This window comes from Psychrobacter sp. M17(2026) (genome assembly GCF_055699815.1).
In genome coordinates, this window is record NZ_CM146741.1 from 1271778 (window position 1) to 1287240 (window position 15463).

The window sequence follows — 15463 nt, forward strand, 5'->3', positions numbered from 1 at the left end:
ATGGATAATATAGTGTTAGGAACCTTTTTTAATTTTATAAAAATCAGCCATACCGTATATGAATTTATAATCTTAATATTCCTATAAACACACTAATGAGGTAATTAGTACCTAACAAATCTCAAGCCAGCCTATAAAGTTATTTCTCTATAGCGTTAAACTTAGTTAAAGACAGCATGGGTCTTGAATATCAGTCAAGAGCGGTAAACATTGTCATTTGTATACGAACATGATTCATCTAGCTTAGCAGTTATGAGCCAGTCATCGCCACAATATGTGCGCTAGTCTGCGTCATAATGCCATCTAGTATGCACCCAAGCGGTTCGATTCACCTGCTGATACGTATAGTGATTACCCATGTTTAATCATCCCTGAAAGTATCAATGATATTCAGCAGCTAGCATGGCGAGAAGTAGTCAGTTTGATTTCATTGAAAGGTATCAATCATCCTGATTTATTTAAGGTACTGAAAAATAACGCGCCTCAAAGTGTTATATGTCAGTTGATGCGTATTAAGTATTTGACCGTAAAGGAATACTGCCGCTTTGCACGTATTAGCCAGAGCAACTATGAGTATCAAAAATGCAAGTTTGCATCAGAAGAGCGTGTCATAGGTATGCCTAAAAGCATGGACTGGCTGAGTGACGCACGCTAATGAATATGCATAAATTCGATACTACTGAATTACAGAGAGTCCTAGAACAGCTAGTACCCTCTAATTCACCGCACTATATAAAAGTACAAAATTTGATTGTTAATCTGCTGGATATCAATCCAAACTTTTACCTGCACATTGGTGAACATGCCAGCCTAGATATACAGGTATTGACACCGTCTGAATGTGAAGCTATTGCCGGTACAGTTATCAAAGAGAAAAAGATTGAGGATTGGGCCGTCACTTATATGCTGGTTTTGTTTTACCAGAGATATGGTCAAGTACATATTAATAATGAAGCATGGCAGTTTATGAGTGCATACCTGCAGGTCATTATTATGATTGCTGCACGTAAAGATGAGCACTCTGCCAAAATCAATCAGCTAAGTGTGCGTCTTAGAATGGGATTAAAGAACAACAACCCGCAATCTAAAATCGTCGAGAAGTTAATCACTATTCATGCTCAACATGATTCAATGGCAAACGTACTATCAGCGTTACGTCAGTATGAAGCTCAGACAAAAAATAACGAAGCATCAGGCAAAGTCATTAATCAAAAATTGGCGGGTAAAATTGGGCAAATACGACTTGCTTATGAAGTGGTTGCAGAGAACAAAGTCTTTGTAGGCAAAACTTATACCAATTCAAAAGATAATGAGCCTAGCAAAGGACACTCTAATACGCTGTATCTGGGTAGTACTGATGAACCACTAAGAGCTACAGTATTTGGCAATACCCATAAAGAGGATAACGTTGCTTATGATGAAAATATTGCTGACGACGAACCACCTAAACTTTTAGACAATGACTTCAAACCTTCCAAGACAACAGCCAAATCCTCAGAATTACAGCAATGGAAGCTAAAAAACAACTATCGACATGCCCGCCGCAATCAATTTAATTTTCCCACCAATATTCGTCAGTTACGTTTATTGAGTTATCAGATGCTATTCACCAGAGTTTGGCAACTTTTTACCATTGTCAGCTATAAACAGCGTCAGGTTTATGCCGTTATATTGCTGTCAATGCTAAGTGGTCGTAAGATTCAAGAAGTAGTTCATGAGCTGCAGTTGGATAAAAGTCAGCGCAAGTGGCTGAGTCATGAAAGCGGTTCGGCTACTAATGGTTATGTTATGAGCATCACTATTAACGTGACCTCGAATCGTAGAAGTCACTTATTACCGTATCGTCAGAGTTACGACAATAAATTTAAATTACCTTTGCCAATTAGATTACAAGCGGTCATTGAGAATAAGTTTTTGGTAAATAGTAATGAGATCTCTGAAGTGCTGGCAAGTTTAAAAATGCAACTAGATCTACCAGCATTATCAAATCAGCATATTGATGCTTGTCTATATACGATTATCAAGAATGAGCTTCATGAGCCACTCCATGCCGAGATTCTGACTGGGGTTGATGTGAAGCACAGTTCACCTTTGTATTACACCAGCATTGAGACGATAAGCTTAGAGCAGACATACAGCAATGTTATACATCTATTGACCCAATACTGTACGGCGGACGTTCAGAATGAAGTTCGACCATTTATTCTATCTAGCCCAAAAAGTAATCAGTACAAAAAATATATCGGTAGTGACATGACTTTAAATACTGATATCTGCCAAAGGTTCTTTGATGAGCTTGCTGAGGCAGCTGAGAGCTATAACGGTCGATTAAAGCGGAACGTAAGCATAAGGCAGGACCGTTATATTGAGCAGTTTAATGCTTATGGTGTCTGGCTATGGCATATCATATTTATTCAGACTGGGATTAGACCTGTAAAGCATGCGCCGGGGCTTTTAAATCAATTTGACTTTAGGCAAAGACTGTTATGGGTGTCCGATAAAGAAGAGCGTCAGGGACAAGGGCAGGGAAGACTCATTCCTCTAAGTGATTTCTTGATCACAGCCGTTCAAAACTATATTGAATATATTAATCAATTTGCAGTCTTCCATAATGCAATTTATCCAAATGACCAATTCCCACTAGACGACATATTAAACTCTAAACAGCCAATCATTCAGCTTTTCAGTAAAAATCCTAAAGGGTTTTCTGGTATTACGCCTAGTAAAATTCGTTATCAGACAAGGCACTTTTTTAGCCATCAAGATAATTGGCTAAGGCATCAATTACGCTCAATGCTAACAAATAAGTCTCCTGAGCATTTGATCTGCGCCTTATATGGTCATGAACATCCAGATCAGGAGGCTATGCATCCTATGTCGTCACTATCCATTAATGAGCTAAAAAAACTATCTGCTGACTTAGATAAAGTTGCAGTTGAGCTTAACCTACGACAAGTTGAGGTGACTATATATGGATAATGCCGTTGCTCATCAGTTAAGAGAAGAAAATAGAAGCAAAAGTCATGACGCTATCAAAAATGAGGCGAAAGTTTTGATAGCGTCGTATGTTGATGACAATCACATAACGACAGAAAAAGACCTAGTTGAATGCTATCAAGCAATCGATAACGTGCTTAAGACGCGCTTTGATACCGCCCATACTTACTACTTAGCCAGACAAGGTTTTTTAGCATTCATTCGAAGTTACAACAAAAAGAATGATACTGATTTAGATGAACCTGTGGTGCCCGTCATCGCAGAGCGCGATAATTTAATCATCTCTTATGATTGGATGGTGAATGGCGCTCAAATAAGCCTTGCTAGTCAGCAAATGATTGAAATATGGCAACGAAAAAGAAGATTCTCAAATAATGACTTAATTGAGTCAGCACTCTACTGTAGCGTGATGTATGGTGGATTGAATGACGTAGACGCACTAAAAGCACTCTATCAGTGGCTGCTAGGCGAACGTGAGATATATCAATTGCAGCTACCAGCAACTGATGAATTATCAGGTTCAGGTGTCAGTAGCGAGAGTTTGGCGCTAATTTTGCTCAGTATTGATGATGACAATTACGGTTGTTCTTATACGCAAGGATATACCTCAGAGGATGTATCTGCTACAAACTTACAGCGCTATATAGAGTACATACCTGATGATATGACACTTTGCTTTTTATACGCGCTAAAAGATAAAAAGTTAAAAAAAGAAAAAGAAGATGTGAAGTCGTTTGAAACCATTATCAGTGATATTTGTAAAAAGCTAAAACTACAAAATAAAGATAAAAGCAAACCGCATTTATCGCAGTTAATAAAATACGCTGACTATCATTGGCGGCAGATGAAGGGTGCCGATATAGATAGTGCGCTGTCTATTGTTAGACAGGGGAAAATTAAAACGACTGGCTTAACTACAAATAAGCTTATTAATTATAATCAAGAGGTGATTAGCTCAAACCCGCTACCACTTACGTGGTCAGAGCTGTTTGTAGCAAGTTATTCAGGATCAAATAAAAGAAGTACCAATAAAAGTAATTATCCAAGCTTTAGCAAAAATCTTGTTAAAAAGGTGCAAGATGCTCTCAAATGCAGCAGGGCATCAGCTATTTTGCATATAGAGTTATTACAACAGGAGTTCACTCAACCGAATGCCATGCGTCTTTTAGGGTGGGTAAGAAGCTTATTGAACACTAGCAATAACAGGTTAAATACCATCAGTAAATACGTGGGCTGTATTGGTCGTGATTGGCTGATGCTAATGATGGATGAGACTCTTGATGAATGGTCGGATGAGGACTTTGAAGCTATCTATGAGGAGATTATTCAAAGTAAGATTAAGGATGGTCGTAAATCTTCGCTACTTAAAAAAGATTCTGATTTCAACGATGAAGCTATAAGTAACATAAATGAAGATGCAGGCATTATCGAAAATGAGGTACCTGATTCCCCAAGCGTATTAAATGAGCTGGCAAGTGACATTAAAGTATCTTACTTAGATCAGCTTAAAGATACTCAAAAATTTACCTATGGTCGCCTGAGAGCATTTCATGATTATCAAATAGAGTATTACGATGCTCCATATGTGTATTTTCCATGGGGTAATAAACGTCAGGTTATAAAGGCGAGTATGATATCGCCTCGTATATATCATGCGATGAAAGAGTATCTGGTCACCTCGGATCTAGACTATGAACAGAAAAACCTTTGCTTAGTAGTCTTAAATCTGGCATACCGAACAGGAATGCGAATAAAGGAACTCATCGGTATTAAAGTTGCTGATGTAGCAGATATCTATGCTGATGAGCATGGACAACGAATAGAGCAACCACAAATATGGCTAAGACCGAATCGCTATCGAAGATTGAAAAGTAGCAGTGCAAGTAGGCTTATACCGGTTGATTGCTTACTTAAGCAAGACGAGCTGGAACAATTTATTCAGTTATATTATCAGCAGAAAAGACTGAAGCGACGTTACTTGTTTTCTCAAGGATCAGGTGATCAGCCGTTACCCAGTGTATTTTTTAGCAATCTCATGAAGTTAATTTGGGATAGATTGCTAGGAGAGCACGACTTCACATTTCATAGCTTTAGACATACTGCTATTAGTCAACTGGCATTAGTGCTACGTGAATCTTCATTGGCACAGGTGATGACGGATTATAATAACGACCAGTGCGAAAAAATAGTGAAAGGAATTCTTGGTTATCACAAAGAGCAGGGCGCTTGGTTCGGGCTGGCAAGTCTTGCAGGGCATTTAACGTGCGACACAACCTTCGAGCATTACATTCATACTGCTCACTTGCTAGCAGGGGAACAGCTCAGCAGAGCGTGCTTGCAGCTACCTATAGCCGTTTTAGAGTTAATAACAGGGCTTGGTTATTCAGCTATATATAGACAAAATAAAACTGCTTATGATGCAACGACAAAGATGGTGCAGCTAAATAAGATAAGACCATATTTACTTAAAAAGATAGCTTCCAATAAAGTATCATTATTCAAGAATATAGATGAACCTGAACATAATGCTAGCCAGCAACTGTTAAACGATAATTTGAATGGATTTAAAGAGTCGAATACAAATTCAATTTTCATTCATCCTAAATATTCGGACGTCATAGGTTTTTTAGAGGAATTACAGAAGTTAAATATCAACTCTAGAAATGAGCTGTTACCTGAGATTGCTATTAGACATGGTATAGGTCTAAATGAATCTAAATGTTTATATCTGCGCGCTAGTGAGCTGTTTGATGATGACAGGCTATTACTAGGTAGGCCTAAAGGTAGCAAAAATCAGGAAGTAATAACTAGAGCATTAGATAGAGCTTATCAGATGTCCACAAAAAATCCTGAGAAGTTGAGAATGTTTATTGAAATATTTGCACATAAACATAACTTAAATAACTCATCGATTCATTTTGGTATTAAGGAGACCCAGCTTGAGACGCTACAGAGTTTCATGCTAATAGGTTGTCAGCTTATTGATGCCAGTCATTGGCAGGTTAGGGCATATAGCGAGCAAGTTGTGAGTGATGTTAAAAAAGACTTGAGTCTGAACAGCTCAATACGTGTCGGTGCTCGTGAAAACTTCCACGGCTATGAGGTAAGGGTAGTGCAGAAAAAGCGTAAACGTTCTGATAAGAATTTGGGGTGTAATGGACAAAATTCATGCTAAAAAGTAGAAGGTAGTCGCTAATGGACATAATTCATGCTATTTGAGTGACTTTGATAGTAGAAAGTCCTTTATAAACCGTAACTTACGTTCCTCATTTAGCCCGTGATGACTGTGTAATTGTCGCTTTAACTCACTGAATAACCCTTCAAGAGAATTGGTGGTATTTGGTATATCTAAGTGGTTGTATTCTTGATAAGTAAACAACCAATCGCTATTGGTTCTAAGACTACGATAAGCACTTCTAAGACGCTTATGCGTGTACCACGTTCTACTGTTATCGTCATTGGTACTACGCTCATCAAGATAGTTTTCATGAGTTAAGTACCATTGATCTAAGCGCTTTATAAAGTCAGTTTTATCAAGCTGTGTTATCTCTAAAGTAAGTCGTCTAAGCTCAATACTAGCGATATTCTTAGGGCGACGAGTCAAGTAGCGAGTTACTATTTGTACTTGATGGAACTGGCACATCTGGCAAGGGGTACGGGTGAATAACGTTCTAAGCCCTCGTCTACCATCACAGGTGATGCTTTGTATATCAACGCCTAACGACACTAGATGATCAATCCCTTGCTTATAGGCACTATTGGTTTCATGGCTGACTATCGCGTAATAAAGAACGGCTCTAGTAGTATTATCCATAAAAACCATTAGACCAAACTTACGACCGAAGTAAGTGGTGTCGATGATGATGTTAGCAGTCTTTGGTCGTTTAATCTGATATTCAATATTAACTTTATCTAAGCGTCTTTGTATGGTTTTAAGACTACAGTGATACTTATCAGCTAGCTGCTTGTAGGTCTGTTTACCTTGCGTATATTCAGTCCATAGGGTTTGGTTATTGAGTCTTATGCCACCTAAAAACTGCCGTTTGCAAGCTAGACATTGATACTGCTGTTTGCCAAGCTTAACCCCGTTCTTCTTGGTGTGTTTTTCACTACAAAAAGGGCAGTTTTTTGATTCATGGCTTTGATTCCTTGCAAATATAGACAGTATATAGCGTTAGACTCTAAGCCAGCATGAAAAATGTCCATTACACCGAATTTGGCTATTACTGATGATTACTACGCTTCGTCGGGGGTGCTTAAATACCTAGGTTATTTGTTAATGGTATTGGTTATCTTTTAGTGAGATTTTAAATGCTATGGACTAGGTTCGGTCTATAAATTTGATAAGAATTGCAGCTTTGATCTATATGAGTGCTTTTATGAAGCCGCTTTGTGTCGTGCTAGCATGCTGACAATAGAAAGACTCTATTGAATTTAAAGCGTCTCGTAGTTGCCGCTGTGACACTTGAACATATTGTAGGGTAACATCATCGCTTGATTTAGCTTCACGATGATTGAGCAAGCGTTTAAGGACTGGATAGCTGATATTTAAGCTATTGGCTACTGTTCCAAAAGTACGACGCAAGTCATGAGGTGTAATATATAGGTTTGCTTGTTTACCTATGGACTTATAACTACCACTTAAGTCTTTTATATGATCATCGCTAGCTTGCAAGTCACTTGGAAATACCCATTGCTTACCAGAACTCATTCTCCACCTTTCTTCGAGTAGAGCCTGTAAAACATCACTAGTAGGCATATGATAATCAGAACCGTTTTTGGTATCTTTGAATATTATCCTGCCAGCTTTAAGGTCGATGTCAGACCACTTTAAAGACTGTGCTTCGTTTAAACGCACACCAGTAAACATGAAAAATAGCATGATATCTCGTGCATTGTTGCTATGAGGTGCTTGCATGTGAGAGCTTCTATCAACATAATTTAAAAGCGTTTTAAGGTACGTACCTAAATATTCTTCTTCGATATGTTTGGTACGTGGCTTAACTCTATTCCAATCTTTCTTTGCGTTAAGTATGCGTATAGGTTGCTCTTTGATTAAAAAGTCTTCGTCATCATCTAAAAAGCTATCACGACAATAGTTCCAAATTGATCTTAGAGCTCTCATAGTTGCGTTAGCCTGAGCTTCGCTATGCTTACTTATCTCCTTATGTTTATCACTTATCATTGACTTGGTAATATCATTTAGAGAGATATTTAGCCAGTCTTTCAGCTTATGTAGTATTTGACGGTCATAAGTGGTAATAGTGCCTTCAGCTAAGCCAGTCTTCGTTGATTTAAAGTAGTCATAAGCTTCTTGCAGTGTTGGCACATTATTGGTCTTGTCCTTCGGCTCTTCTAGGTTCTCATGAAGCCCGTCATAAACATGCATGCCTTTTTTGATGTTAGCCATCATTATGCTTGCTTTTTCACGTGCTTCGGTTAGCGTAATTAGATGCGTTTCCTCTACTTCGTCTCTATACAGATCTCCGTTAATGCGCTTATGCAATGTATAGCGTTTAGACTGCTTACCGACACGTAGCGCAAATCCAGTTAATACATCATCCATATAGATATCAGTACCTTTAACGGTATAGTCTACTGAATCGATAAGTTTTTTGGTAAGTTTAACTTTCATATATCACCCATGCAGCAGTATATAACCATAGTGTTAGTAGTCATCATACTTTAATTACTACAAGGGTCAAAGTATCAAGATAGTATCAAAAAATTAATTATATCAGTGCACTTGCATGAAATTTAGACAATAAAAAACCCTTACAAGTCAATGACTGTAAGGGTTTGAATTTGGTGGGCCCAGTAGGACTTGAACCTACGACCAAAGGATTATGAGTCCTCTGCTCTAACCAACTGAGCTATGGGCCCTAACGCTAGACGGACAATGATACATTAATTTTTTAGTTTTTCAAGTAAAAGATAGCATCTAGCTGGATTTTATTATTAATAGAGTGATTGTTTATCTCAATCACCTGCCAAAGTTAGGCTACGTCCGCCGTCTACGTTAATGATATGCCCCGTAATATAGAGAGCCTCAACCAAAAACAGCACGCTTTGTGCGATATCCTCAGGGGTGCCAATACGCTGCATAGGAATAGAGCGGACGATGTTGTCTTGTTGAGCTTGATCAAGCGCTTGATCGCTATCAGCATCAGGTAAGATATTGACGCCAGGGGCAACCCCGTTGACTCGTACGTCAGGCGCTAGCTCTAACGCCAAGGATTGTACCATCGTACGCTGCGCCGCCTTGGCCATATTATAAACGGTGTAGCCACTAAAAGGTTTATCGTATGCATGGATATCGAGTAGGCTGACGATACAGCCTTGCTGTACTTGCAGGTAAGGGAGTAGGGCTTGGCTCAGTAGTAGCGGCGCTTTGGCATTGGTTAGCATCAACTCATCCCATTGCGGGTTATCGATACTACCGATCGGCGTAGGATAAAACCGAGAAGCATTATGTACTAACACATCTAACTGACCAAACGGTTCTATGACATGCTGTACAAAATCGTTTAGCTCAGCTTGATTATTGACTAGCGCTAAATCAGCGACTACTACTGATGCGCTATCAGCTCGAATACTATTCAATGCTTTTGCTAAGCGCTCAGCCCTCTGTTGACTGCGATGACAGTGAATGATGACTCGATAGCCCTTATCATGCGCCGCTTTGATGATAGCCGCGCCGATACGCTTAGCGCCACCAGTCACTAACATTACAGCTGTATTATCCTGCAAAGTTTTATCCGCCTTTTGATCTAGCTCATTCATATACTAAGCCTGCTGCTCTTGCGTCTGTAAATGCTTAATACGCGCTTGACGTAACGCATCACCGATAGCTGCACCCTTTATGTCTGGGTCAATATTATCCATACCAATAGCATGAAAGCTGTTTAACGCAAGCATCATTTGTCGATGCTGCTGAGCTAGTTGCCAAACGTTACTAGTAACGAGTAGTTGAGATAGAGTGTTTGGGTCTTTATGAGCGCTACAGGCTTGAATAAGATCAATTCTATCGCTAGCAGTTAGCTCATTTATTTTGTTCAGTTTAGAAGCCTGTTGAGTGAATAGTTTGGCAAACTGAGTCTGTGCTTTGGGTATTTTCGCATTATTACCTATTTTAATAACGCTTTTTATAGGGTCATCAGTGCTCGTGTCAGTACCGACATCGAATAAAGACGAATCGAGGCTATTCATTAATAACGCCCAGCGCTGAGATAAATTGAGCTGCATTTGCCCTGCAAAGTAGAGCGCAGTTTGAACCGTTTCACGAATAGAAGTATTCGTCCAAGCTTGCTCTAAGGGTGCAAAGTAATCATTGAGGGCGCCAAGCTCGTACAGTTGCTGCCAATAAACCTGCGGTGAGGTCTGCATCATCGCACGGCTAGACTCTTGCCATATGCGCTCGCGACTTAAGTGTGCCAGCTCACCTGAGCTGACTAACTCACGCATCAATTCCAAAGTTTCATCGGCTATCGTAAAGCCTAAATCATAATAGCGACTATAAAAGCGTGCAACGCGTAATACTCGCAGTGGATCTTCGCTAAATGCGGCTGAGACATGGCGCAGGGTTTTATTTTCGAGATCATCTAGTCCGCTATAGTAGTCGATTACCGTACCATTGATAGGTGTATCATCAGTGAGGCTAGTGACTTCAATCGCTAACGCATTGACGGTTAAGTCACGACGCTGCATGTCCTCAAGTAGCGTCACTTTACTACTAGCATCGACGCTAAAGCCTTGATAGCCATGGCCTTGCTTGCGCTCAGTACGAGCCAGTGCATACTCTTCATGAGTTTTAGGATGCAGGAACACTGGGAAATCAGCACCAACTTGCACAAAGCCTGCTGTCAACATATCGGTTACGCTAGCACCGACTACCACAAAGTCCTTATCCTTGATGGAACGTCCTAACAGCTGATCTCTTACGGCTCCGCCAACTAGATAAACTTGCATGATGACCTCTTTGATTATTTTTATATCTTAAGCTCAAAATAAAGCCCGTCGGCACTATTTGCGCCAACGGGCTTTATTATAACAGAGGGCTACTGTCTAATATAATAGTAGCCAAGACTGCAAGTGCTAACTATTGTTGCTCATTCTCTAAATCCATCGCTTCAGTAACCGCAAGGGCTGTCATATTGACGATACGACGGGCAGTAGCTGATGGGGTTAAGATATGCACAGGCTTATTGGCACCCAAAAGAATAGGGCCGATTGATGCACTATTAGTCGCTGTTTTTAGTAAATTAAAGGCAATATTTGCTGCATCCAAAGTAGGTAGAATCAATAGGTTTGCAGAGCCTTTAAAATTAGTAGAAGGGAAGTCCTCTAGACGAATGTGCTCATTGAGCGCCGCATCGCCTTGCATCTCGCCATCAAATTCAAAATCAACGTTCATCTCGGTCAATAATTCAAAAACTTTACGCATTTTCACAGCACTGGCTCGGTTTGAAGTACCAAAGCTTGAATGTGATACTAAGGCGACACGTGGTGTCATGCCAAATCGACGCAATTGGTTAGCTGCCAATACCGTCATTTCAGCTAATTGCTCAGCGGTCGGGTCTTCATGGATATAAGTATCAGCGATAAAGATGTTGCGATCTTGCATTAAGATGGCGTTCATAGCATAGAAATTACTGACGCCCGTCTTTTTACCGATAACGCTTTGCACGTATTCCAAATGCAGCTGGTAATGACTAAAGGTTCCACAAATCATACCTTCAGCATCGCCGTTTTCGACTAGTAATGAGCCAATAAGAGTAGTCTTACGACGGACGTCACGGCGAGCAAGCTCGATACTTACGCCATTACGTTTATTCTTTTCGTAGTAGCCTTGCCAGTAGTCTTTATAGCGATCATCGTCATCCACATTGACGATAGTGATATTTTCCCCATCTTTTAAACGTAGACCCAATCTCTCGATGTTCGTTTCGATAATAGCGGGACGACCCACTAAGATAGGCTGCGCCAATTGCTCATCAACGACGACCTGCACGGCAAGCAGGACGTTATTGTCTTCGCCTTCACAATAGACGATACGTTTAGGGTCAGATTTTGCCCGTGAGAAAATAGGCTTCATCACAAACGCTGAGTTATAAACAAATTCAGAGAGACGCTGACGATAGGCTTGCATATCGTCGATAGGTAGGGTTGCAACCCCCGAATCCATAGCCGCTTGGGCGACCGCAGAGGCAATCTCGATGATTAAGTTTGGCTCTAATGGTCCTGGAATTAAGTAGTTAGGACCAAATCTTGCGATGTTATCGACATTTCTGACATTAGCCGTTGGCGTGGCCTCAACATGTGCCATCGCTGCAATAGCACGCACACAAGCAATTTTCATCTCTTCATTAACCGTCGTTGCGCCAACATCTAACGCACCACGGAATATATACGGGAAACACAAGGCGTTGTTAACTTGGTTCGGATAGTCCGAGCGGCCTGTTGCCATGATAACGTCTGAGCGTACTGAGTGCGCTACTTCTGGCATAATCTCAGGCGTTGGGTTAGCTAAGGCAAAGATAATAGGATCTTTTGCCATACGACGAACCATATCTGTTGACAGCACACCTGGCATAGATAGACCTAGGAACATGTCTACATCGTCCATCACCTCTTCAATAGTCATCGCGTCAGTATCACGAGCATAGCGCTGTTTGGTTTCGTCAAGGTTTTCGCGACTAGTGCTAATAATACCGCGTGAATCAGAAACAAAGACATTGTCCTTATTGACGCCCAAAGCACAGATAATATTCAAGCATGAAATAGCCGCCGCACCCGCACCTGAGCAGACAATTTTGATGTCTTCGATTTTTTTGCCTGTTAACAATAAAGCATTCAGCAGAGCTGCAGCAACAATAATAGATGTACCATGCTGATCGTCATGGAAAACAGGAATGTTCATGCGCTTACGTAATTCGCGCTCAATTTTGAAACATTCTGGTGCCTTGATGTCCTCAAGATTAATCCCGCCAAAGGTAGGCTCAAGTGCTGCTACGGCTTCGATAAATTTATCAGGATCGTTCTGCGCAATCTCTAAATCGAATACATCAATACCTGCAAACTTTTTGAATAAGACGCCTTTACCTTCCATCACAGGCTTTGAAGCCAACGGCCCGATATTGCCTAAACCAAGAACAGCCGTACCATTAGTGATGACGCCGACAAGATTGCTACGAGCGGTATATTTAGCCGCTAGTTTTGGATCTCTTTCAATCTCTAAACAAGGAACCGCAACACCTGGTGAATAAGCTAGAGCCAAATCACGTTGATTAGCCATCTGCTTAATAGGTGTAACCGAAATCTTACCAGGTCTTGGAAACGCGTGATAATGCAGAGCCGCTTGTTCGAACTGCTCTTTATCAGTAGTAGGAGTGTCCATATTCAGATTATTATCGTCAGTCATAATGAGTACCATTGTTGGAATAAAGGAGAAAATAGAGTAAGGCTCAAGACACAAAAGCGATCGTTATATTTAATACGGCTACTAAGTTTAAGGACGATAAGCCAATAGTAAAGCAGCATCATAAGAAACATAAGCTTACAAGTTAACTATTCTAGCACTATTGTCAATTCGCTGGCTAGCCGATAAAACCAAAACAAGAAACTTGTTGCTTAGATTTATAGTAAGTATTTTGTGCCACGATAGCCGTAAGTGTTATACCTTTATTAAACAACTGCTGTTAATGAAAACTAACTCTACGAAGAGCAGCTTATAGGTTGTTGCCTAGCATTACGAGCGGGCGCAGTCGTGTCCAGTTCGATAGCACGATCTTGTACCGTATAAGGACTAGCAAGTAACTCATAAAGACGAGCGACTTCCTCAAATTGTCCTTGTTCAGCAGCAAGAATAGCGCGCTGCGCCATATCATTACGTAAGATGTAAACAGGATTATTACTTTGCAAACTATCAATGACTGCGGCTTTATCTAGAGAACTGATTTGAGCGAGATACTCCTCACGCCAAGCCTGCCAAACTTGTTGCGCATCAGTACTAATATTAGTACCAATCTCTTTATTGGCATTGTCGCCAAGCTCTAAGACAAGCGTATCCAATAGCTGCTGCTCATAAGGACAGTCCTCTGGTGCTACAAGTGCTAATAATGCGCGAAAACTGTTAGTGTAATCTAGTAAGTTATCCTCTAACAGCGTCAAAAATTTAAAAGCTAATTTTAGACTCTCAGACTGATGAGGTAATCCTAATTTGGCACATAGTCCTTGCTGATAATGCTGCATAAAGGTTGGCTCATAGACGGCTAAACACTCCGCCAAGCTGTCACGAGTGACGCCATCTTGCGTCAAGCGCATAAAGTGCGAAAGCCAAACGTTGAGATTCCAGTGACCGATGGCAGGCTGGTTTTGATAAGCATAGCGTCCTGTATGATCAGAGTGATTATTGATCCATGCTGGATTGAAGCGCTCCATAAAGCCAAAGGGGCCAAAGTCTAAAGTGCTACCGGTAATCGATAAGTTATCGGTATTCATAACCCCATGAGCAAAGCCAATAAGCTGCCAATCGGCAATCATCCTCGCTGTTCGCTCAACCACAGACTGTAAAAAGGCCAAGACGGGCTGGTCGCTATCACGGCACTCAGGATAGTAAGTATCTATCATATAATCCGTAAATTCAGCGAGTAAATCAGGGGCAAAGCTGGCAATCCACTCGACATGACCGAGACGAATATGACTATCAGCAACCCGCATTAGCGCCGCACCTGCCTCCATACGCTCGCGGCGAACGGGCGTATCAGATACCACAAAGCCGAGCGCATTGGAGGCGGGGATGTTCAACTGATTTAGCGCATGTCCGCACAGATATTCGCGAATAGTGCTACGCAGTACCGCACGGCCATCGCCCATCCGCGAATAAGGTGTCAAACCGCTACCTTTTAAGTGTAAATCTTGTAGTTGATCGTTATTGTCGAGTACTTGTGCCATAAGTAGACCACGACCATCGCCCAGCTGTCCTGCCCACTGTCCAAACTGGTGTCCCGCATAAGCCATCGATAGTGGTGCAAACTCAGCAGGCACATAGTGACCCCCCAGAATTTCAACCCAACGTGTCATCAGATCATCATCGTCATTCCAGCCCAATTGTTCGGCTACTTGAGTATTAAAGTGACCTACGCGAGGATTATCTAGTGGGGTCGGAGGCTGGCGATGGTACAGACGGGTATCTAAATTGGTATAAGTATTTTGGTAGCGCATAACAGCGATCTCTGTCAAGTTTCAAGGTGTGAGTGATTTAAGCTACTATAACATAGCCACATTATTAGGCTTATGAACTCTGTAAGCATTAATAACAGGACTCGCTAAAAATGTTTTGCGCGTCCATAAAAAAACCCCTATCTAGGATGATAGGGGTTCTTGTACTATTTAAAATAAGCTCTAATCAAAATAAATGTTAGCTATTTAACAAGTATAGGCTTAATGAACTTGCGCTAAGCGGCTT

At 40.9% G+C, this 15463-nt stretch carries 9 protein-coding genes and 1 tRNA gene; 3 read left to right on the forward strand and 7 right to left on the reverse strand.

Annotated elements, in window-relative coordinates:
- Window positions 1–421 precede the first annotated feature (421 nt).
- From ACR63T_RS05400 to ACR63T_RS05410, 3 genes are read left to right on the forward strand one after another with little or no spacing between them, the layout of a single operon-like run.
- Window positions 422–655, forward strand: a complete 234-nt coding sequence (locus ACR63T_RS05400; protein ID WP_472785005.1) for a hypothetical protein — start codon at window positions 422–424, stop codon at window positions 653–655.
- Window positions 655–2979 (forward strand): hypothetical protein, encoded by a 2325-nt coding sequence (locus ACR63T_RS05405; protein ID WP_472785006.1) that lies wholly within the window; start codon window positions 655–657, stop codon window positions 2977–2979. Before ACR63T_RS05400 ends, ACR63T_RS05405 begins: the two co-directional genes overlap by 1 nt.
- Window positions 2972–6172 (forward strand): tyrosine-type recombinase/integrase, encoded by a 3201-nt coding sequence (locus tag ACR63T_RS05410; RefSeq protein WP_472785007.1) that lies wholly within the window; start codon window positions 2972–2974, stop codon window positions 6170–6172. Before ACR63T_RS05405 ends, ACR63T_RS05410 begins: the two co-directional genes overlap by 8 nt.
- Before the next feature lie 36 nt (window positions 6173–6208).
- On the opposite strand, the gene ACR63T_RS05415 is transcribed toward ACR63T_RS05410, so the two are convergent.
- The 7 genes from ACR63T_RS05415 to ACR63T_RS05445 form a co-directional block, all read right to left on the reverse strand.
- Window positions 6209–7156, reverse strand: a complete 948-nt coding sequence (locus ACR63T_RS05415; protein WP_472785236.1) for an IS256 family transposase, variant Zn-binding type — start codon at window positions 7154–7156, stop codon at window positions 6209–6211.
- Window positions 7157–7360: 204 nt separating this feature from the next.
- Window positions 7361–8632, reverse strand: a complete 1272-nt coding sequence (locus ACR63T_RS05420; protein ID WP_472785008.1) for a tyrosine-type recombinase/integrase — start codon at window positions 8630–8632, stop codon at window positions 7361–7363.
- Window positions 8633–8803: 171 nt separating this feature from the next.
- Window positions 8804–8880 (reverse strand) — tRNA-Ile (locus ACR63T_RS05425).
- Window positions 8881–8976: 96 nt separating this feature from the next.
- The gene (locus ACR63T_RS05430) at window positions 8977–9780 is read right to left on the reverse strand and encodes a pteridine reductase (RefSeq protein ID WP_472785009.1); all 804 of its coding nucleotides are present in this window, start codon (window positions 9778–9780) and stop codon (window positions 8977–8979) included.
- A gap of 3 nt (window positions 9781–9783) precedes the next feature.
- Window positions 9784–10965: a tRNA nucleotidyltransferase gene (locus tag ACR63T_RS05435; protein WP_472785010.1), complete on the reverse strand. Its 1182-nt coding sequence runs from the start codon at window positions 10963–10965 to the stop codon at window positions 9784–9786.
- Between the two features lie 130 nt (window positions 10966–11095).
- Entirely contained in the window at window positions 11096–13417 is a 2322-nt protein-coding gene (locus ACR63T_RS05440) for an NADP-dependent malic enzyme (protein ID WP_472785011.1), read from the reverse strand.
- 293 nt (window positions 13418–13710) lie between these two features.
- Window positions 13711–15219 carry a protein adenylyltransferase SelO gene (locus ACR63T_RS05445; protein WP_472785012.1) on the reverse strand — a complete coding sequence of 503 codons (1509 nt, stop codon included), beginning with the start codon at window positions 15217–15219 and terminating at the stop codon, window positions 13711–13713.
- Window positions 15220–15463: the final 244 nt, after the last annotated feature.

Coding starts and splice junctions, on each gene's coding strand:
- ACR63T_RS05445 (WP_472785012.1), bottom strand. CDS start 15,219: ATGCGCTACCAAAATACTTATACCAATTTAGATACCCGTCTGTACCAT.
- ACR63T_RS05435 (WP_472785010.1), bottom strand. CDS start 10,965: ATGCAAGTTTATCTAGTTGGCGGAGCCGTAAGAGATCAGCTGTTAGGA.
- ACR63T_RS05440 (WP_472785011.1), bottom strand. CDS start 13,417: ATGACTGACGATAATAATCTGAATATGGACACTCCTACTACTGATAAA.
- ACR63T_RS05410 (WP_472785007.1), top strand. CDS start 2,972: ATGGATAATGCCGTTGCTCATCAGTTAAGAGAAGAAAATAGAAGCAAA.
- ACR63T_RS05405 (WP_472785006.1), top strand. CDS start 655: ATGAATATGCATAAATTCGATACTACTGAATTACAGAGAGTCCTAGAA.
- ACR63T_RS05430 (WP_472785009.1), bottom strand. CDS start 9,780: ATGAATGAGCTAGATCAAAAGGCGGATAAAACTTTGCAGGATAATACA.
- ACR63T_RS05420 (WP_472785008.1), bottom strand. CDS start 8,632: ATGAAAGTTAAACTTACCAAAAAACTTATCGATTCAGTAGACTATACC.